The sequence below is a fragment of the Kaistia soli DSM 19436 genome, assembly GCF_900129325.1.
GTDB classification, from domain to species: Bacteria; Pseudomonadota; Alphaproteobacteria; order Rhizobiales; family Kaistiaceae; genus Kaistia; species Kaistia soli.
The window spans coordinates 642,970-662,006 of record NZ_FQUP01000002.1; the positions used below are offsets into that span (position 1 = coordinate 642,970).

Here is a 19,037-nt window from a genome sequence, read left to right on the forward strand (position 1 = left end):
GATGCGCGATGACAGGACGGGAGACTTCGGCTCCGGGACGGCGGCGCTCAAGGCGATCGCCGATACGGGGGGCATTGTCGTGAGTGGGTCCGCCACCACCGGCCCGGCCGATGCCGCCCTCTGGGATCGCGTCAAGCGTCGCTTGCGCAGCGAGCTCGGCGAGGATGTCTTCCAGAGCTGGTTCGCGCGCGTCGAATTCGCCGAGGCCGATGGCCTGTCGGTCAATCTTTCGGTGCCGACCCGCTTCCTGAAATCCTGGATCCAGGCGCATTACATCGAGAAGCTGCTCGGCCTTTGGCAGGCCGAGATCGAGAGCATCCGCCGCATCGAGCTCGTGGTGCGCGGCACGATCCGCGCCCGTCCGCTGGCCCGCGTCGAGCCCGCCATCGCAGTTGCGGAGCCGGCAGCGCCTGCGCCGACGCTCATTCCCGCGGCGCCAGTGGTCATCGCTGCGCCGCAGCGCGTCGAGAGTGAGGGCCCTGGCTCGCCGGTCGATCCGCGCTTCAGCTTCGATACCTTCTGCGAGGGGGCGGCCAACCGCGTCGCCTATGCGGCCGCGCGCGCCATCGCCGAGACCCCATCGGGCCGCCCGACCGCCTATAATCCGCTCTATCTCAATGCGGGTGTCGGCCGCGGCAAGACACATCTCCTGCATGCGATCGCACAGGCCGCCCGCGCCGCCGATCCCCAGCGCAAGGTCGTCTATCTCACGGCGGAGCATTTCATGTTCCGCTTCGTCGCCTCGCTCAAGAACCAGTCGGCGATCGCCTTCAAGGAAGGCCTGCGCGAAATCGACCTTCTGCTGATCGACGATCTGCAGTTCCTGCAGGGCAAATCGGTGCAGCAGGAATTCTGCCACATGCTGAATGCGCTGATCGACGGTGCCCGGCAGGTGGTGGTTGCTGCCGACCGACCGGCCGCCGATCTGGAGACGCTCGACGAGCGCGTGCGTTCGCGCCTCAGGGGCGGTGTCGCCTTCGAGATCGATGCGCCGGACCTCGATCTTCGCCGCCAGATCCTGAAGAGCCGCTACCGGCTGGCGCAGAACCAGAATGCCGGCGTTGCGATCCCCGACACGGTGATCGAATATGTTGCACAGTCGGTGGTCTCCAACGGCCGCGATCTCGAAGGGGCGCTCAATCGCCTCGTCGCGCAGTGGCAGTTCACCAACCAGCCGGTGACCATGGCCTCGGCCGAAATCACGCTGCGTGATCTCGTCGGGGCGCGTGAGCCGCGCCGCGTCAAGATCGAGGACATCCAGAAGGTCGTCGCCGTCCATTTCAACGTGTCGAAGGCCGACCTCCTGTCGAGCCGCCGCACGCGGACGATCGTCAGGCCGCGCCAGATCGCAATGTATCTCTCGAAGACGCTGACGCCTCGCTCGCTACCCGAGATCGGCCGCCGCTTTGGCGGGCGCGACCACACCACGGTGTTGCATGCCGTACGCAAGGTCGAGGAACTGATGCGCGATGACCGCAGCCTCGCCGAAGAGGTCGAGCTCCTGAAGCGGATGATCGACGAGTAGCGCTGCAGCGCATATCGCGGAGAGCGTCTTTAGGCTGCGCGGCGGGTTTTCCCTGCCGTGCCCGGCGTCGGCGCTCTTGCCTTCCGCGGCGGAAACCGCCACCTTCCTTCGTCCGTGGAGGCGGCAGCGCCCGCCTCATCCGACCCCGCGCCGCGCGCGGCTCACTGCCAGGGTTCCCGCGTTTCCATGAGAGCGATCCTCGAGCGTTCCAGTCTCCTCAAGTCCCTCAACCACGTTCATCGCGTCGTCGAGCGGCGGAACACGATCCCGATCCTCTCCAATGTCCTGATCCGGGCGAGCGGGTCCGAATTGACGCTGAAGGCGACGGATCTCGACCTCGAGATTCTCGAGACGGTGCCGGCCGAGGTCGGACGAGCGGGGGCGACCACCGTCCCCGCGCATATGCTTTACGACATCGTCCGCAAGCTGCCCGACGGCGCTGAGGTCGCGCTTGAGACCGCGCCCGACGGGCAGACGGTCTTGGTGCGCTCTGGCCGGTCGAGCTTCTCGCTGCAGATGCTGCCCGAGACCGATTTCCCCGACCTTACCACCGGCCTGTTCCCGGTGCGTTTCGAACTGCCGGCAACGGCGTTCAAGACGCTGATCGACCGCACCCAGTTCGCGATCTCCACCGAGGAGACGCGCTATTATCTGAACGGCATCTATCTGCACACGCCGACGGTCGAGGGCCGCACGCTGCTCCGCGCCGTCGCGACCGATGGCCACCGTCTCGCCCGCGCCCAGACCAATGTCCCGGAAGGCGCCGATGGCATGCCCGGCATCATCATTCCGCGCAAGACGGTCGGCGAGATCCAGAAGCTTCTCGACACGTCCGATCCAGCGGCGCTCGCAGCGATCGAGATTTCCGACACCAAGATCCGCGTCACGTTCGGGCCCGTCGTGCTGACGTCGAAGCTGATCGACGGCACCTTCCCGGATTATGCCCGGGTCATCCCGCAGGGCAACGACAAGGCTCTTAAGGTCGACCGCGCCACCTTCTCGGACGCCGTCGACCGCGTCTCGACGATCGCCAGCGAGCGTGGCCGAGCCGTGAAGCTCTCGCTTGGCGATGACGGCCGGCTGTCGCTGACCGTCAACAATCCCGATTCCGGCTCGGCAACCGAAGAGCTCGACGTCGATTACAGCGCGAGCCCGCTCGATATCGGCTTCAACTCCCGCTACCTGCTCGATATCGCGGCGCAGCTGAAGACGCCGACCGCGCTGTTCCGTTTTGCCGACCCGGGCTCGCCGACCCTGATCCAGGACGAGGGCGACGAAGACGCGCTCTATGTCCTGATGCCGATGCGCGTGTGAGCGTCGGCGAAGCATCCGCCGCGCCGCGCGTCGCGCGGATCATCCTCTCCGATTTCCGCTCCTATACGAGCCTGGACCTGCCAGTCGCGGGCCGGCTCGTCGCACTCACCGGCGAGAACGGCGCCGGCAAGACCAATCTGATTGAGGCGCTGTCGCTGTTCACGGCCGGGCGTGGCCTCCGCCGTGCCGACCTCGCTGAGATGGCGCGAGCTGGAGGCGACGGCGGCTTCGCCGTCTCGCTGGCGCTTGACGGACCCTCGGGCGACGTCCGGCTCGGCACGGGCGTCGAACGCCTTCCGGACGGTGCCCTGTCGTCCCGCCGCTGCCGCATCGATGGTGCCACGGTCGGATCGCCGGCTGCCTTCGCTGAGTATATCCGCGTCGTTTGGCTGACGCCGGCGCTGGACGCCATTTTCACCGGTTCTGCCGGCGATCGGCGGCGGTTCCTTGATCGTCTGGTGCTCGCCATCGATGCGCGTCATGGCGCGCGCGTTTCGGCCTATGAGCGGGCGCTCCGCGGCCGCAACCGTCTGCTCGAGGACCCGCGGCCCGATCGGGCCTGGCTCGACGGGATCGAGGCGGAAATCGCAAGCCTCGGCGTCGATATCGCCCGGGTCCGCAGCGACGCAGTCGCTAAGCTCGCCGTCCTGGCCGCCGGCGAGCGCGATGATGCCGCACCGTTCCCCTTCGCCGATCTCGCGATCGAAGGCGCCGTCGAGGCGATGCTGGGCGACGGCGATGAGGCGGCGACTGAGCGCTTCCGCGCCGCGCTTCGCGAAGCCCGTCCCCGGGATGCCGCGGCAGGCCGCGCGCTCATCGGCCCACATACCAGCGACTTGAAGGTCCGCCACGGACCGAAGGACGTCGCTGCGGAACGGGCATCGACCGGCGAGCAGAAGGCGCTTCTTGTCGGGATCGTGCTCGCCCATGCGCGCCTCGTTGCGGCTGCGAGTGGTCTCGCCCCTCTGGTTCTGCTCGACGAGGTCGCCGCCCATCTCGACCGCCGCCGCCGCGCCGCGCTGTATGACGCGCTCAGTGCCTTGGGAAGTCAGGTCTTCATGACTGGTGCCGACCCGCAGCTCTTCGGCGAGCTGCCATCATCGGCGGAGATTTTCATGGTCCGCGCTGGTAAGATCGAGCTCTACGCTCGGGAGGAGCATCGATCATGACCGGATTGTCGCTGTCAGGGCTGCTGATCTTCGCCCTTGCGCTGGCTGTCGCCGCCTTCGCGCCCGGCCCTGGCATCGCCGCGATCGTCGGACGTGTGCTCGGGCGGGGCCGTGATGGGGCCGTCGCTTTCGTCTCGGGCATGGCCATCGGCGATATCGCCTGGCTGACGCTCGCGGTGCTCGGCCTCGCGGTCCTCGCCGAGACGTTCCGCGAGGTCTTTATGCTGGTCAAATATGCCGGCGCGGCCTACCTGCTCTATCTCGCTGTCCGGATGTGGACCGCGCCTGCCGAGGCCAGCCAGATCGCGCCGGCGCGCGGCCGCGAGAGCCATGCGCGTCTCTTTCTCGCCGGGATTGCCGTGACGATGGGCAACCCGAAGACGATGATCTTCTATCTCGCCCTGTTGCCCAGCCTCGTCGATCTCGCTCGGATCGACGCGCTCGCCTTTGTTGAACTTGCTCTCGTCACGCTGGCGGTGCTTGCTCTCGTCTTCGGCTTCTACATCGTGCTCGCCCTTCGGGCCCGCAGCCTCATCACCAGTCCGCGCGCACTGAAGCTCGTTCATCGTGGCAGCGGCGCCGTGATGGCCGGTGCCGCCGTCGCCATCGCCACCCGCTGACGCAGGACGCGAAAGGCGTGAATTGCACCGGGCGAGGCGATAGCATCCCGGTAACGAATCACCTCGCCCCAGGATCTCCATGACGCTGTCGCGCGCCCGTGCCGCGCTCAATTCCATTTTCGGCTATCGCGATTTCCGTCCGGGACAGGAAGAGGTCATCGGCGCGGTGCTGGCCGGCGAGGATGTGCTCGCCGTCATGCCGACCGGTTCTGGCAAATCGATGTGCTATCAGCTCCCCGCTGTTGTCGAAGGCGGGCTGACGGTGGTTGTCTCGCCGCTGATCGCGCTGATGCGGGACCAGGTGCAGCAGATGGCGCATGTCGGCGTCGCCGCGGCAACGCTGAATTCCAGCAATGGCGACGAGGCCAACCGCGAGGCGCTGGCCCGCGTCCGCGCCGGCGATCTGTCGCTGCTGTTCGTCTCGCCGGAACGTCTCGCCTCGGACGGGCTCGTCTCCTTGCTGGCGGCGTGCAATGTGCGCCGCCTCGCCATCGACGAGGCGCACTGCGTGTCCCAGTGGGGCCATGACTTCCGCCCCGAATACCGCCAGCTTGCCGCGGTTCGCACCGCGCTCGGCAACGCGCAGGTCGTCGCGCTGACGGCAACGGCCGATGCGGCGACGCGGGGCGACATCGCCAGTCAGCTCTTCCAGAAGCCGCCGCGCATCGTCGTCCACTCCTTCGATCGCCCGAACATCCATCTTCGCTTCGAGGCCAAGGACCGCCCCCGAAGCCAGATCGCCGATTTCCTGAAGCGCCATGAGCGGGCGAGCGGCATCATCTACGCCTCCTCGCGCGACCGGACCGAGAAGCTCGCCGATTGGCTGAACGGCACCGGCCGCCGCGCCGTCGCTTATCACGCCGGCATGGACGCGGCGCTCAGGGCGAAGAATCAGGACATCTTTCTTCAGGAGGACAACGTCGTGGTCGCCGCGACGATCGCCTTCGGCATGGGCATCAACAAGCCGGATGTCCGCTTCGTCATCCATGCCGACCTGCCAGGCGGTGTCGAGTCCTACTACCAGGAGATCGGCCGCGCCGGCCGCGACGGGCTGCCGGCCGATACCCTGACGCTCTACGGCATCGAGGACATGGCCTTTCGCCGTCGTCAGATCGACGACAAGGCCGTTTCCGAGGCGCAGCGCCGGCTGGAGCATCGTCGCCTCTCGGCGATGATTGATCTTGCTGAAAGTGCCACCTGCCGCCGCCAGGCGCTGCTGGCCTATTTCGGCGAGGAGAGCGGTCCCTGCGGGGCGTGCGATCTCTGTCAGGGCGGGGCGGCATTGGCGGACGCGACGCGTGAGGCGCAGATGGTGCTCTCGGCCGTGGCGCGCACCGGCCAACGCTACGGTGCCGGACATCTTATCGACGTCCTGCGCGGCGAGGCGACCGAAGCGGTGCAGCGCCAGGGCCACGACAAGATCAAGACCTTCGGCGTCGGCACGGCGCGCAGCGCCAACGGCTGGCGCACGCTGATACGGCAGATCTTCGCCGCCGGGGCCCTTGCCGAGGCCAGCGAGGAGCATGGCGGCTTCTGCCTCACCGAAAAGGGCGAGGCGATCCTGTTTGGCCGGGAGACCATCGAGCTGCGCATGGTTGAAGACGCACCGCCCCGTGCCCGCCGCTCATCAGCGCGCGAGAGCCGGGCTGATGGTCTCGAAGGCGAGGCGGCCAATCTTTTCGAGGCGTTGCGGGCCCTGCGCCGCGAGATCGCCCGCGACGAGGGCGTCGCGGCCTATATGGTGTTCCCGGACCGGACGCTGATCGAGATGGCCGAACAGCGGCCGGCGACACGCGAAGAGATGCGGGCCGTGCAGGGCGTCGGCGAGAAGAAGCTGTCGCTCTATGGCGATGCCTTCCTCGAGGCCATCAGCGAGGCGTCATGACATGCGGGCCTTCCTGCGCATCATCCTGCTCATCCCGCTCGGCCTGATTGCGGCGATCCTCACCGCCGTCGCGGTCTATCTGTTGGCATTCGGCTTCAAGCCCGACGATTTTCAGTTCGCCCCGGACGGATTGCCGCCTGGCGCGCTGGCGCCTGCCTTCGTGCTCACCGGCGTCCTGGCGCAGGGCGCGCTGCTGCCCTTCCTCGTCGCGATCGCCGTCGCGGAGGTCTTCACAATACGTTCGCTGATCGCCTGGGTGCTGTTCGGCGGCGCGCTCGGATTCGCACTGCAACTCGTCGGCCTGCCGGGAAACATGGCGTTCCTGCCCCCGGTGGCGGCTGGCTTTGCGGCGGGCTTCGCCTACTGGCTTGTTGCCGGACGCGGCGCGGGGCTTCGCGAGCGCGTCACTTTCCGTGCGCCAGAATGAGGCGAACGGCAAACGCGCCCATCACGCCTGCAAACAGCCAGTCGACCGCCCGCGTCGCCTTGGGCGAGCGCTTCAGGAAGGTGGCGATCGAGCCGGCAAACCAGATCAACGCGAGGCTGATTGGCGTTGCGACCACGACGAACAGGATGCCGAGAAACATCAGCTTGCCTGCCGCATGCGGATCGCCCGGTGAGACGAATTGCGGCAGGAAGGTCACGAAGAACACGATGATCTTTGGATTGAGCAGGTTGATGGCAAGGCCCTTCAGATAGACCTTGCCGATCGGGTCGGACGAGCCCTTGCCGCCGACCGAAAGCGCCGAGCCATGGCGGATCGCCTGCACCGCGAGATAGACGAGATAGAGCGAGCCGACCACCTTCAGGATCGTGAAGGCAGTGACCGAAGCGGCGAGAAGGGCCGAAAGGCCGACGGCGACCAGCACGGTATGGATGATCAGCCCCGTCGAGGCGCCGAGAAACGCGGCGCAGCCAGCGAGCCGCGACTGGCCGATCGCCTTGCCGAGAAAGAGCGTCATGTCCGGCCCCGGCGTCAGCGTCAGCGCGACGACGGCGACGAGATAGGCGAGGAGGACGGGGGTCTGCGGGATGAAGGCGAGCATGGGACAGGTCTCGTTATGATCGAAGCTATAGCATGGCCTCTCGAAAAGCGGCATTGGCGGATGGCGAGGCTGGCGTGATCGGCTATCATAAGGCTCCCTCATTGATCCGGGCCTGATGTCCACCACCACCGCAACGCTCTTCGGCAGCGCCCCCAGGCCGCTGCAATGGACCGGGCTTGTCGCCGTCTCCGGACTGCTCTGCGCCGGACTCTTCATGATCGGACTGCCGGCTGCGCTGCTGATCGGCCCGATGCTGGCCGGAATCGCAGCTGGCCTGGCCGGAGCGACGATCCGCGTGCCCGGCGGCTTGGCGCTCGGCGCCCAGGCCATCGTCTCGATGCTGATCGCCTCGGCCATCACGCCCGCCATCCTCGTCGCCTTCCTTGCCGACTGGCCGCTCTTTCTCGCCGTCGTGCTCGCGACCATCGCCGCCTCGTCCTCGCTCGGCTATCTGATGAGCCGTCGCCGCATCCTGCCGGGCACGACGGCCGTCTGGGGCTCCTCGCCCGGCGCTGCCTCCGCCATGGTGCTGATGGCCGAAACCTTCGGCGCCGATGCGCGGCTCGTCGCGCTGATGCAGTATCTGCGCCTTGTGATGGTCGCTGGCGCCGCTTCGCTGGTGGCGCGCTACTTCGTCGATGTGAGCGGCGCGGCACCGCCGCCGATCGTCTGGTTTCCACCCATGGATCCGCTGGCCTTCAGTCAGACGGTGGCCATTGCAGTGATCGGCACCCTCGTCGGTCGGTTCCTGCCCATCCCCTCCGGCGCGATGATCGTGCCGATGCTGGCAGGCGCTCTTCTGCAGGCCTTCGGCCTCGTCCAGATCGTGCTGCCGGAATGGCTGCTCTCGATCGGCTATGCGCTGATCGGCTGGCGCATCGGCCTCGGCTTCACGCGCGCCGTCGTCCGCCATGCCGCCCGCGTCCTGCCGCAGATCGCGCTGTCGATCCTCGTCCTCATCACCTTCAGCGGCTGCCTCGCGGCGCTGCTTGTGCACATTCTGGGCATCGATCCGCTCACCGCCTATCTCGCGACGAGCCCTGGCGGCATGGATTCGATCGCGGTCATCGCAGCGTCGACCCCGGTCGACCTTTCCTTCGTCATGGCGCTGCAGGCAGTACGATTCTTCATCATCGTGCTGACCGGACCCTCGATCGCACATTTCATCGCGCGCCGCATGCAGCCGCATCACCCTGTCTGATCAGGCGAGCCTTGGCGGGTCGGGGCCAGAAAATGCGTAACACGCGCATGTTGATGCAGTGTCGCCACCGCCGAAACTGCTCTAGCTTCGCGTCATGCCGAAAATGGCAACGAGATCGGGAGGAACGGGCAATGCACGGCTTTGGAATTCACACCAGTCTTTGGGCGCATAGCTGGACGCGAGAGGCGGCGGAACTCGCCATTCCCGAGGCAGCCGAACGTGGCCTCGCCTTTGTCGAAATCGCGCTGCTGGAGCCCGGCAAGGTCGATACCGCCCATACACGCGCGCTGCTCGAGAAACACGAGCTCGGTGCTGTCTGCTCGCTCGGCCTGCCCGACGATGCGCGGCCGACCAGCAACCCCGACAAGGCCTATGACTTCCTGAAGCTCGCGCTCGACAAGAGCGCGGAAATCGGCGCCAAGGCGCTGTCCGGCGTCATCTATGGCTCGATCGGCGAGCGCACCGGCAAGCCGCCGACGGAAGCCGAATATGACGTGGTCGCCCGCGTGATGCAGAAGGTGGCCGCCCACGCCCGCACGCTGGGCCTGGAACTCGGCATCGAGGCCGTCAACCGCTACGAAAACCACATGATCAACACCACCGAGCAGGCGGTCGGCCTGATCGAGCGGATCGGCGCGCCGAACGTCTTCCTGCATCTCGACACCTATCACATGAATATCGAGGCGAAGGGGCAGGCGAACGGCATCCTCGCCGCCGGCGAGCACCTGAAATATATCCACCTTTCCGAGAGCGATCGCGGCGTGCCGGGCACCGGCACCATCGGCTGGGACGAGGTCTTCGCCGGACTGAAGGGCATCGGCTTCAAGGGCGGCATGGCGATGGAGAGCTTCGTCCATATGCCGCCCCAGCTTGCGGCGGCGCTCTCCGTCTGGCGCCCGGTCGCGGACAGCCGCGAGCAGATCCTCGCCGAGGGCCTGCCCTTCCTGCGCAACAAGGCGCGCCAGTACAAGCTGATCTAGCCGCGCAGCGGCGCCCACCCGCGCGTCCGGGCTGGGGCGGGCCAATGATGCGGCGCCGAAGCGAGGCGCCGCGTCGGTCGGTGTCTTTCGCCATTGAAGCGCCGGTCGCCTTCGTCTAAGAGAGGCGACGGCTCAGCACCCGTAGCTCAGCTGGATAGAGCGCTGCCCTCCGAAGGCAGAGGCCAGGGGTTCGAATCCCTTCGGGTGCACCACTTAAACCATTGGTGTCTCTGCACTTTTGGTTTTGACTGCCGCCTCGCAAACCTCAGAAAAGTCGATCTGTCACACTGGTGTCACACCAAGGCGGACGACAAATCGTGGCAACGATCCGAAAACGAGGTTCATCGTGGCAGGCGCAAGTTCGCCGTGTCGGCTTCCCACTCCTGACCAAGTCGTTCTCGATGAAGTGCGATGCGCAAGCGTGGGCACGAGAACGGGAAATGGCGATTGACCGGGCCGGGCTCCCACAGACAGTTCGAGAACTGAAGGGCCGGACCGTTGGTGACCTTCTGAAGCGGTATGAAGAAACGATCACATCGACCAAGCGGGGCGCTGAGGTCGAGCGGTATCGTCTCAAGACAATGCAGAGGCACAATCTGTCGAAAGCCCGTCTTGCCCAACCACTCGCTTCTGCCGTTGCGGCATATCGGGATGACAGGTTGAAGGTAGTCAAGGGCGAGACGGTCCGAAGAGAACTGACGGTTCTCAGGCATTGTTTTGAAATCGCCATGAAGGAGTGGGGCGTCCCGCTTCCGAACAATCCGGTCAAGCAGATCACTTTGCCCAAGCCATCGCAGGCCCGAGAGATTCGGTTATTCGAGGGTGACGAGGCCGTTCTTATCCACGAGTCAACGTCGCCCTCGGCACGATATCTGCTACCCCTGATGAAGCTCGCCATCGAGATGGGAATGCGTCGGGGCGAACTGCTTTCGCTACGATGGGATCATTTGGACCTTGAGCAAGGGCTCGCCTATCTGCCTATCACGAAGATTGGAAGCGCTCGGGCTGTGCCGCTTACACCGGTTGCAATTGCGCTCTTGGCGGGCGTGATGAGGGTGGAGGAAAGGGTCTTCCCCGTTTCTGCTGATGCTGTTCGGCACGCATGGGCGAGGCTCCGGAAACGTGCCGGCCTAGACGGGCTTCGGTTTCACGATCTGAGACATGAGGCTGTATCTCGGTTCTTTGAGATTGGGTTGAGCGCTCAAGAAGTTGCCTTGATAAGTGGGCACCGAGATATGCGTATGTTGGCACGCTATACCCATCTTCGGCCGGCGAGTATTTCTGATAAGCTGGCTAATCTCTATTCGGCGGAGCCCAGCCATCCACGGTCAGAAAACGATGCGGAGTCCGAGGAGCCGAATTAGAGAATGTCCAGCAAATCCACCAAAGCTAAGCGCAAGGCCATCCATGGCAATTCGGTACAAGAACTGATCGACGCCGGCTTGATCGACCAATTCTATAACCTGAAGGATTCCGTCGATACGCCGCCCCTTCGCATGACCCGTCATCTCTACCTTCCTAAGCTTCCAAAGAGAGCCAAGGAAGCCATTGGGCCGCCTGATAATGACCTTCTAGGAGAGAAGCGAGATGACCGCCCTTGAGCCCGCCAGCTGCCTCAATTGTCGATTCATGTTCAATGGAATCGGCGTCGGACAAGGGTTACGGTGTTCGCACCAAGCCAACAGGGGCGCCGCCCTGACGCCGAACGGCCGAACGCCTTTGCAGAAGACGCCATTGCCGGTGATCCCGTCACGAGATTTCGTCTGCCAGCATCATGAATCGGTCAAACCGTCGCCGGCATGAGCGGGCCACTTGGCAATATTCCAGCGCCGGTGATGCTGTCAACGAGTTCAGGTCGGTTCGCATTCATCAAACTGTCGAACCGACAGGGAGCCGAGCATGGTCAAAGAGATGACCGACGACGCCGGATGCTGGATTTCAACGCCGAGTCCGGTGCTCGTGAAGCGATCGAACCGATCCGTACTAGGACGGAATAGGGAATTTCACCGAACACTAGAGAGAGCATCGGGCGGAGCAGAAGAACTTCGAGTGGGAATGGGCCCATCGCCTGTCGGACCATCGAACCTCACGCTCACACCGTCCATTGTTTCGAGAATCGTCGAACACTCTTGACCGTGCCTTCAATGGAGGCTCTGCGATCGTCTGGCGAATTTGCGGTTCCCGCCGCTGTCCGAAGCAGGGACTGCAGTTCGTCGTCATCGACGCCAGCCCTGACCAGCTTCAGCGCCAGCTTCAAGAATTGCTCGTTACCGCTGCCCGGCTTCCAGCCCTGTTGAGCCCATTGGGTCAACGCCTTTTCAATCATGACGTCGTTTCGAGGAAATGTTGGGTCGATGGTCGGAGATTCGACGAACGGGATGTCGTCGCCCGGCGTCGATCCGGCAAGGTGATCATCAAGGGCGGCCTGCAGCCATACCTGCACATCAATCGAGGTGCGTCCGGCATCGTTGAAATAACGGAAGTAATTTCCTGAAGAATCTGTCGCCAGACAGGGAAGCAGGAATAGATCCGTCGGCGCAAGTTTGTCTTCAACGTGCGCATCCTGAACGCTTTCGTGGATTCGTGTCGCCAATCTTTCAGCAATAAATTTATAAGATTCGGGAGGCATAATCGTCTTGGTGGGAAAATACAGATGCAGTCGCCACTTCCCATCAATATTACTCACACTGTTGAATATAGCGAATTTACAATCACGAAATATATCGGATAAATTGTCCGGCCCGCAGCTGATCCTATCAACGTCAATCCAGACCCCACTGACGAATTCGATATTTTGTCGACCACGTCTTTTCTGACCCGCCTTGAACGCATCATATATCGCTGGGGATATTGCCTCCATTTTCTTCTTATTATCACTACGTGCTTGCACCAGCCCGTACTGCCTAAGTCTCTCAATAAATTGATCTTCGCTGCGCTCGATTAGCACAGCCTTCGGCGTGCTACATTTAACGTTATCGAATCGCATTCCGTAACTCAAAATTGCGACGTTATTATCATCTATATAGATAGTTTCGTCTCCAATTAGTTCCGACTGGGGCAGCAGTCTCTCTATCCGTTCTAAGAGCGCAGATCGATTATTGATCAGCGCTTCCGTTGCACTGATAGCATTACACAATTCAATTTTTCGTCTGCTATGTGATCTACGATCGTTGTCATTCTCGTGAATTCTCGGGCGGCCCGCTTTCTTCTTATGTCTGAGTCGTTCAGGAATCCAATCCAAGAAATCCAACGTCGATTCGGGAAACTTGGTCTGGAGCCATTCAGCCGTCGCTAAGTCCGGAAGATAGACGTGAACATGTTCAACGCTATTTTCCGAGCGAAGCGAGGATCGGGCGATAGCCTGATAGGCCGCTTCCATATGGATCGCTGCGTCTATCTCGATCGCCGAAATGCCCATAGCCTCGAACCAAGACCGAACCGGATTCGACAACCGAAGGGCCGATAGGAAGACGACGCAATTATAGTCCTGAAACTCGTTCAACCCATGCGGAACGTTCGGCAAACGGAGACCATTCATCCCGTTAAATAGATTGTCCGGGTCACCTTTGTTAGCGACCCAGAGAAAATGCTGATCGCCAAGGCGGTTCCGGAGCTTCCCGACCATCAGGTCCATCAGCGTCTCGAACTCCGATCTTTTCAGAGCTGTGCCCTTTCCGGTCTTTGACCACCTGCCGTCATAGGCGTAGTGGATTGTCAAAAGACGACCGTTCTCATGGCTCCGATAATTTAGTTTGGCGGTATCCGCCGAATTTTCGACGAAGGCGACGCCTTGCCGGGACCAGAGCCGGAAGAGCATCGATTCCCTGAAGTTTGCTGCGGCAATGGTGACGCCGTCGAAGGGGTCGCAGATCGACGGTTGCAGTAGCGAGAAGATCAACAGCTTTTTCATAGTGCCGTTCCTGACGCCATCAAAATTCTCACCATGGAGGTAGGTCAGCCATCGGGTGGACTCGAGAACACTGGCGACGGCTTGGAACTGCGCCCAGACTTCGTCCTTTTCGCCGTTCCTAGCCATTTTCCTGAGCTCGGTTCCATCACGGACAACAGCGAACGGGTATCCGGCAATGTCGCTCTGACCCGGCGTGATTAAGTCAGTCAGGATGCGGTGCGTCTCCGGCACTGTATGTTCAAAGCACTGAAAGGCGGTCGGCACTTCGTCGATCATCAGATGCCAGCCCATGAGCCGCCCGTGCCATTTCAGACGAAGGAAGGCCACGTGCGTGATGAAAAGAACGCCGCCGCCGTCAAAGCCGGACTTCAGACGTTCGATTATCTGTTTGGAGACTGATACTCCACGACGTTCGTCATCAGAATAAATCGCCTCGTATCTTGTATGTCGTTGGTTGGAGGCCAATTGCCTTTCAATAGTGCGATCGATTAGCTCTTTCGTTGGCTGAACAAATAGGACATTATCACCTGTATGGGCCAGCCATCGTGCCTTTTCCGTAAGCGCCCTCGTCTTGCCACTGCCGGCGGGTGCGTCAATATATATAAGTCTCATGGATACGATTTTATGGATTTTCTGTTTGAGTGAAATTCGTGGATTTGTTTGATTTATTGACAACAATATTGTCTATTCGGCCGCACAGATTTGATCTCGTGCGGCCGCTTATCAGGAAATCGGTATGCCCAGTTCTATGGTCTGGTGCTCCCGTCAGCTCATAATCTTTGCCAATTCAACTTCTTCAGCCTCTTGAAGCGCCTTTGTAAATATTCTTATGCATCGGTTGTCGCTCATGCGTTGGAAACTCAGCAACTGGGCAACGAGTTCATTGCGACGAGCCTCCGATATGTACGAATTATGCAGCTTTCTCAACGAATTCTGTACGTTCGAGATGCAGTGTCGTTTTTCTTCTTCTGGATATTCCGCCTCACTTTCTTCGAGTATTGCCTCGACAATTCCTAAATTCAGAGTCGACGCTTCTACTATCGTTGAATTTGATTCCATGGGTAGTTCCTTCGATTTCGCCTTTGTATGTCGTCGTCCCTAATTTCATAGGTCCAGCATGGACCGGGCAGAGCGGAACCGAACGGTAGACCATCTTCAATATGGCTTTTGGACGTGAGATAACCTATCCAAAGCCGTTCAACTTCTTGAAGATGGGCAACATGCTACGGATGGCCCTCGGACTATACGAGCGCCATTCCGAGCCCGACGAACATTTTCATGCTCGCCCTGTCCAACTCAGCTACGACCGAGACTTGGATGCCGCTTACATAGATCGATGTACGAGAATGTCAAGCATAAAATTCGACAATGCGGCATCTAGTCGATTGAGGCCATTCATATTATTTGAATGATCTGACCGATACGTCGGCTTCATGCTCTCTATGCCATTTTTGCCAAAGTATCAAAGACGTTCATTTCTATATCACCTCAGTTGCGATACGACTTTGCCGCCACATTAGTAGCGCTAGCCCTATGCTTAGCGTGCCGAGTTGGCGACAATTCTATCTGCGATTGTCGCAATAGAGTCTAATTGCTTTGCGTGCGATGAAGGACACCGGCAACCCAGTGTCTTCTGATATCCGGCAGATTCGAGCGAAATCGCCGGGGAACAGCCGAACCGTGATTTTGGGATCGAGCAAGGTGCGGGGATCACTCTGACGGCTCATCGGGCGACTCCCCATTTTCATTGACCAAAGGGGCGTCGAGCAGTTCGTCGAGCAGGGCCTGCACATATGGGCGATCGGCAACATCACATAGGATTTGCATGAATCTGACCAAGAAATTATAGTCAATTGGCGCTAGAAGGCGGGCTCCACCAATATGCTTAGCTCTGCCCATATGCAAAAGAAGCTGATACAGGTCGGAGTCATTGTTCCGCTCGTATTCTCGTTCAACGGTGCGCAAAGCCGAATCGAATATCTCGTCTGCGATCGCATGATATAGGGCGTCGTTATTTTCGGTTGTCATTTGTTGGTCCTTTCGGGCAGCAGAACCATTCTGATGCACTGATACTTCTATTTAGCATCTGGGGTTTCTTACCGGCTAACGACGGCCGTCGACCGACAACCATCCACAGACATGGACGCCGGTAGGAAAGGCAGGAATTTGCACTGGGCCGGGGGAGCGCTAAGCTGCGCCGGTTGAGGATATCAGCGGAGAACATACATGCGGGGATTCGGGCGATTGGCGTCGTCTAGGCTGGAGTAAACAATCGGTTCACGGTCAGAAGTGAGGCCTAACACTTTGACGACAAGTGATTTTTTCTCGGAGGACGCCCTGTTTGACAGGCTAACCTCCGGGGTACGCCGTAACCAGCGCCCGGTTACGTTTTTGGTTGGATCGGCCGTTAGCAGTCCGATTTCAGAGGGCACGCCGGGCGTGCCGAATACGGACGGCATAGTGGAACTAATTCGGCGGGAGTTCGATAGCGACGTCTTGGACGAGTTGAACCGGGAGATTGAGGCGTCTGAGCATCGATATCAAACGGCATTTCGATTTCTACAGGGCCGTAGAGGTCAGGCACATGTCAATGATATCGTTAAGAAGGCCGTATGGTCAGCACGAGCCGCTCCGATTGATAGCTCACAGGCCATTCAGTATGTCCCCACTTCCTCGACGGATGATGAGGTCTGCCTCGCCTACGAAGATGACATCTCATCGTGGTGGCTCTCTCCTTCGCATAAAGCCCTTGGGCAACTGCTATCGAAGGAGCCAAACCTATTCGGCGGCTCAATCTTAACCACGAATTTTGACCCCCTAATCGAAGTCGCAATTCGCTCTTTTGGCGGCGCATATTATAGAACGACGCTACATAGAGATGGAGACCTCAATCAGACGCACAGTGATGGTTGCCACGTGATCCATCTCCACGGTCACTGGTTCGGTACCGACACCCTCCACACGCCCCGTCAGCTCAGCCAGTCGAGACCCCGCCTTGAGTCATCGCTCTACCACCTCATTAAGGGCCGCACGGTTGTGGTAGTTGGATATGGCGGATGGGATGACGTTTTCACACAGGCACTGATGAACGTTGTTGTGGATGATCGGGCTTCGCCCGACGTGCTGTGGACGTTTCGAAGTGATGCCCCCGCCATGAACCCGAAATTGCAGGGCTTTCTTTTGCCGGGGCTCGATCGGGGGAACGTGACACTATATTCTGGTGTTGATTGCAATGCGTTCTTGCCGAGACTCGCCAGCGGGTGGGGCTGCGAAGGACTGACTGCAAAACTCGATGAAAATGCTCATAGAGATTTGACGGAGAGGACCACTTCTTCAAGGCTCGCCCGAACATCGACTGAAACGAAATTTGTTGAGCCGATTGATTTCACACGTGGCGAACAGGATCATCCCCCTAAGGTTGATTTTTACGTCGGTCGTAAATCAGATATCGAAAAGATAATTGCCAGCGACTCCAAGATCGTTTACCTAACTGGCATCGGAGGACAGGGAAAGTCCGCCCTTGCAGCCGAGTACTTTAGCTTCGCAATTAATTCATCTCGTTACGACCACTACGTCTGGCGAGACTGCAAAGAGGAAAGTGAACGATTTGAGCGTCAGCTCATATCGATTGTGACCGCATTAAGTCACGACAGGGTCCACGCTCACGAACTAGCCACGCAGCCCATAGATACAATCTCTGATCTATTCATAGAGTTGATTGGATCGAAGCGCATACTTATTATATTTGACAATATCGATCATTACATTGACTTGCAGGCCCGACGCCCAACTGGAAATATTATTCGATTCATTGATCGTTTGATTGGTTCCAATACAAATACGAGAATAATATTTACCTGCCGGCCTGAGATTCTCCATAATCATATCCGTGTCCTTTCGCATCGGATGGGCGGTATCAGCCTGCAGGAGGCGGCGGAGCTGTTCCACCTAAGGGGCGCCTCGACCGACTCCGCCTCGCTCTTCCGGGCTCATGAATTGACCCAAGGCCATGCTCTCTGGCTTGACCTGTTAGCCGCTCAGCTAGCTCGGCGAGGTCCAGAAATCGAATTAAACGATCTGCTCGATGAACTCCATGGAGATACACCACAGCTCCCTATTGCAACTCTTCGTTCAATCTGGGCCACACTTCGTGAACCAGAGCAGCTCGTTTTGCGCACCCTCGCTGAGACCGTGCGCCCGACAACGATACTGCAATTGTCGAATTATCTGAGCGAGAAGATACGGTACAATAAGCTCGATAAGGCCCGCCGATCGCTGCGCAACGCCAACTTGCTGGTCGTCAAACCTCAAGGCGATGGGCAAGACGTCATGGAACTGCATCCGCTCGTTCGGACCTTTATCAGGACAAACTTTCCACCAGTCGAGCGGGAATGGTTTATTAAAATCATCCTTTCCGTATATGAAGCGTTTTTCGGATCTCACCGCTCTCATTTGAAGACAACGCCCAGACTTGAGACTTTGGATCATTGGACCGAGGGCGCCGAGCTTCATATAGCCGCCGGTCAGTTCGCAGACGCTATGGACTGTTTGCACGAAATTAGCCAACCGATCCAGAACAGTTCGTCACCGAATGAGTTCATTCGTGTAGCTCGACTACTTTTTGACCAGAAAGATTGGACACTGGTCGAAAGAGCAAAGCACTTTGATAGCGTGTTTTCACTATATGTCCGCCTTCAGGCTCTCGCTGGACATGTCGATGAGTGCTCGAATGCACTAGAACGCTATCGTGCAACTATTGAAGGCAAGGAGGTTCGCTATATAAATTTTTGCGATCTAAAGTGCTATACTCATTGGACAAATGGGGATGCGCTCGCTGCGGTCAAGTGGGGTGCGGAAGGAGTCTCATTAAAAGCTCAGTCCGACGCAGATACTGTTTTTGATGCTAGCCACAACCTTGCACTGGCTCAACGGGACTCGGGCGCCATCGATTCGGCATTGGCCTATTTCCTTAAGGGTGCGTCTATTCGGGACGTGATCAGTGCCGGCGAGCCAGACAGTAACCAAAATGCACCATTTTATGGCAATATCGGCAGGTGCCTCCAGCTGATGGGTCAGATTGAGTCGGCTCTTATCTGTTATCGCAAGTCAGCGAAAATGTTGAACGATCGGAGCCTTGGAGAGATCGCAGTCAATCAAGCATACATTCGCCAGTGGGTGGGTGAATTGCTTCTCGCAAACGGTGAAACGCAGCAGGGCTGCTTAATGCTCGAAGCCGCAAAGTCGAGATGGGAATTCCTTTCTCCTCGGCACGTCCGAGCTATCCAAAGCCAGTTGTCGGCCGTCTCTAGAGGTCAGCATGCGAAGACGCCGACGTCAGAAGAGGCGGAATCAGCCTTTCTTGCTTGGATTGTTGATTCCTAGGCGGC

General features: G+C 59.9%; 15 protein-coding genes and 1 tRNA gene. 12 read left to right on the forward strand and 4 right to left on the reverse strand.

Annotation, left to right across the window (positions count from 1 at the left end):
- Position 1 precedes the first annotated feature (1 nt).
- The 6 genes from dnaA (at position 2) to BUB39_RS12545 (ending at position 6,940) form a co-directional block, all read left to right on the forward strand.
- Positions 2-1,525 carry a chromosomal replication initiator protein DnaA gene (gene dnaA / locus BUB39_RS12520; protein WP_084527296.1) on the forward strand — a complete coding sequence of 508 codons (1,524 nt, stop codon included), beginning with the start codon at positions 2-4 and terminating at the stop codon, positions 1,523-1,525.
- Positions 1,526-1,711: 186 nt separating this feature from the next.
- Positions 1,712-2,839 (forward strand): DNA polymerase III subunit beta, encoded by a 1,128-nt coding sequence (dnaN, locus tag BUB39_RS12525; protein ID WP_073054238.1) that lies wholly within the window; start codon positions 1,712-1,714, stop codon positions 2,837-2,839.
- Entirely contained in the window at positions 2,836-4,008 is a 1,173-nt protein-coding gene (recF, locus tag BUB39_RS12530) for a DNA replication/repair protein RecF (protein ID WP_073053670.1), read from the forward strand. The genes dnaN and recF overlap by 4 nt, the downstream gene beginning before the upstream one ends.
- On the forward strand, positions 4,005-4,628 hold the full coding sequence (locus BUB39_RS12535) for a LysE family translocator (RefSeq protein ID WP_210187063.1): 624 nt from the start codon (positions 4,005-4,007) through the stop codon (positions 4,626-4,628). Before recF ends, BUB39_RS12535 begins: the two co-directional genes overlap by 4 nt.
- Before the next feature lie 79 nt (positions 4,629-4,707).
- The gene (gene recQ / locus BUB39_RS12540) at positions 4,708-6,513 is read left to right on the forward strand and encodes a DNA helicase RecQ (protein ID WP_073053672.1); all 1,806 of its coding nucleotides are present in this window, start codon (positions 4,708-4,710) and stop codon (positions 6,511-6,513) included.
- A gap of 1 nt (position 6,514) precedes the next feature.
- The gene (locus BUB39_RS12545; RefSeq protein WP_073053674.1) at positions 6,515-6,940 is read left to right on the forward strand and encodes a hypothetical protein; all 426 of its coding nucleotides are present in this window, start codon (positions 6,515-6,517) and stop codon (positions 6,938-6,940) included.
- Here BUB39_RS12545 and BUB39_RS12550 read toward each other — a convergent pair.
- A complete protein-coding gene (locus BUB39_RS12550; protein WP_073054242.1) occupies positions 6,918-7,559 on the reverse strand; it encodes a LysE family translocator in 642 nt (213 codons plus the stop codon). The two genes, BUB39_RS12545 and BUB39_RS12550, sit on opposite strands and share 23 nt — an antisense overlap.
- A gap of 115 nt (positions 7,560-7,674) precedes the next feature.
- Between BUB39_RS12550 and BUB39_RS12555 the strand changes: the two genes are divergently transcribed.
- The 5 genes from BUB39_RS12555 to BUB39_RS12575 all read left to right on the forward strand — a co-directional run bounded on the left by BUB39_RS12555 (position 7,675) and on the right by BUB39_RS12575 (position 11,341).
- Positions 7,675-8,760, forward strand: coding sequence for an AbrB family transcriptional regulator (locus tag BUB39_RS12555; protein WP_073053677.1), 1,086 nt, complete (start codon positions 7,675-7,677; stop codon positions 8,758-8,760).
- A gap of 131 nt (positions 8,761-8,891) precedes the next feature.
- On the forward strand, positions 8,892-9,740 hold the full coding sequence (locus tag BUB39_RS12560; protein ID WP_073053679.1) for a sugar phosphate isomerase/epimerase family protein: 849 nt from the start codon (positions 8,892-8,894) through the stop codon (positions 9,738-9,740).
- Between the two features lie 135 nt (positions 9,741-9,875).
- Positions 9,876-9,952, forward strand: a tRNA-Arg gene (locus BUB39_RS12565).
- A gap of 228 nt (positions 9,953-10,180) precedes the next feature.
- Positions 10,181-11,104, forward strand: coding sequence for a site-specific integrase (locus BUB39_RS12570; RefSeq protein ID WP_244540233.1), 924 nt, complete (start codon positions 10,181-10,183; stop codon positions 11,102-11,104).
- Between the two features lie 3 nt (positions 11,105-11,107).
- Complete coding sequence (locus BUB39_RS12575; RefSeq protein WP_073053683.1) at positions 11,108-11,341, forward strand: hypothetical protein; 234 nt, start codon at positions 11,108-11,110, stop codon at positions 11,339-11,341.
- Between the two features lie 491 nt (positions 11,342-11,832).
- Here the strand turns inward: BUB39_RS12575 and BUB39_RS12580 are convergent, their stop codons facing one another.
- From BUB39_RS12580 to BUB39_RS12590, 3 genes are all read right to left on the reverse strand, one after another.
- Entirely contained in the window at positions 11,833-14,262 is a 2,430-nt protein-coding gene (locus BUB39_RS12580) for a DEAD/DEAH box helicase family protein (protein WP_139251448.1), read from the reverse strand.
- A gap of 153 nt (positions 14,263-14,415) precedes the next feature.
- The gene (locus BUB39_RS25220; RefSeq protein WP_139251449.1) at positions 14,416-14,709 is read right to left on the reverse strand and encodes a hypothetical protein; all 294 of its coding nucleotides are present in this window, start codon (positions 14,707-14,709) and stop codon (positions 14,416-14,418) included.
- A 651-nt stretch (positions 14,710-15,360) separates the two neighbouring features.
- Positions 15,361-15,678, reverse strand: a complete 318-nt coding sequence (locus tag BUB39_RS12590; RefSeq protein WP_073053689.1) for a hypothetical protein — start codon at positions 15,676-15,678, stop codon at positions 15,361-15,363.
- A gap of 468 nt (positions 15,679-16,146) precedes the next feature.
- Between BUB39_RS12590 and BUB39_RS12595 the strand changes: the two genes are divergently transcribed.
- The gene (locus tag BUB39_RS12595; RefSeq protein ID WP_139251450.1) at positions 16,147-19,032 is read left to right on the forward strand and encodes an SIR2 family protein; all 2,886 of its coding nucleotides are present in this window, start codon (positions 16,147-16,149) and stop codon (positions 19,030-19,032) included.
- The last annotated feature ends 5 nt before the right edge of the window (positions 19,033-19,037 follow it).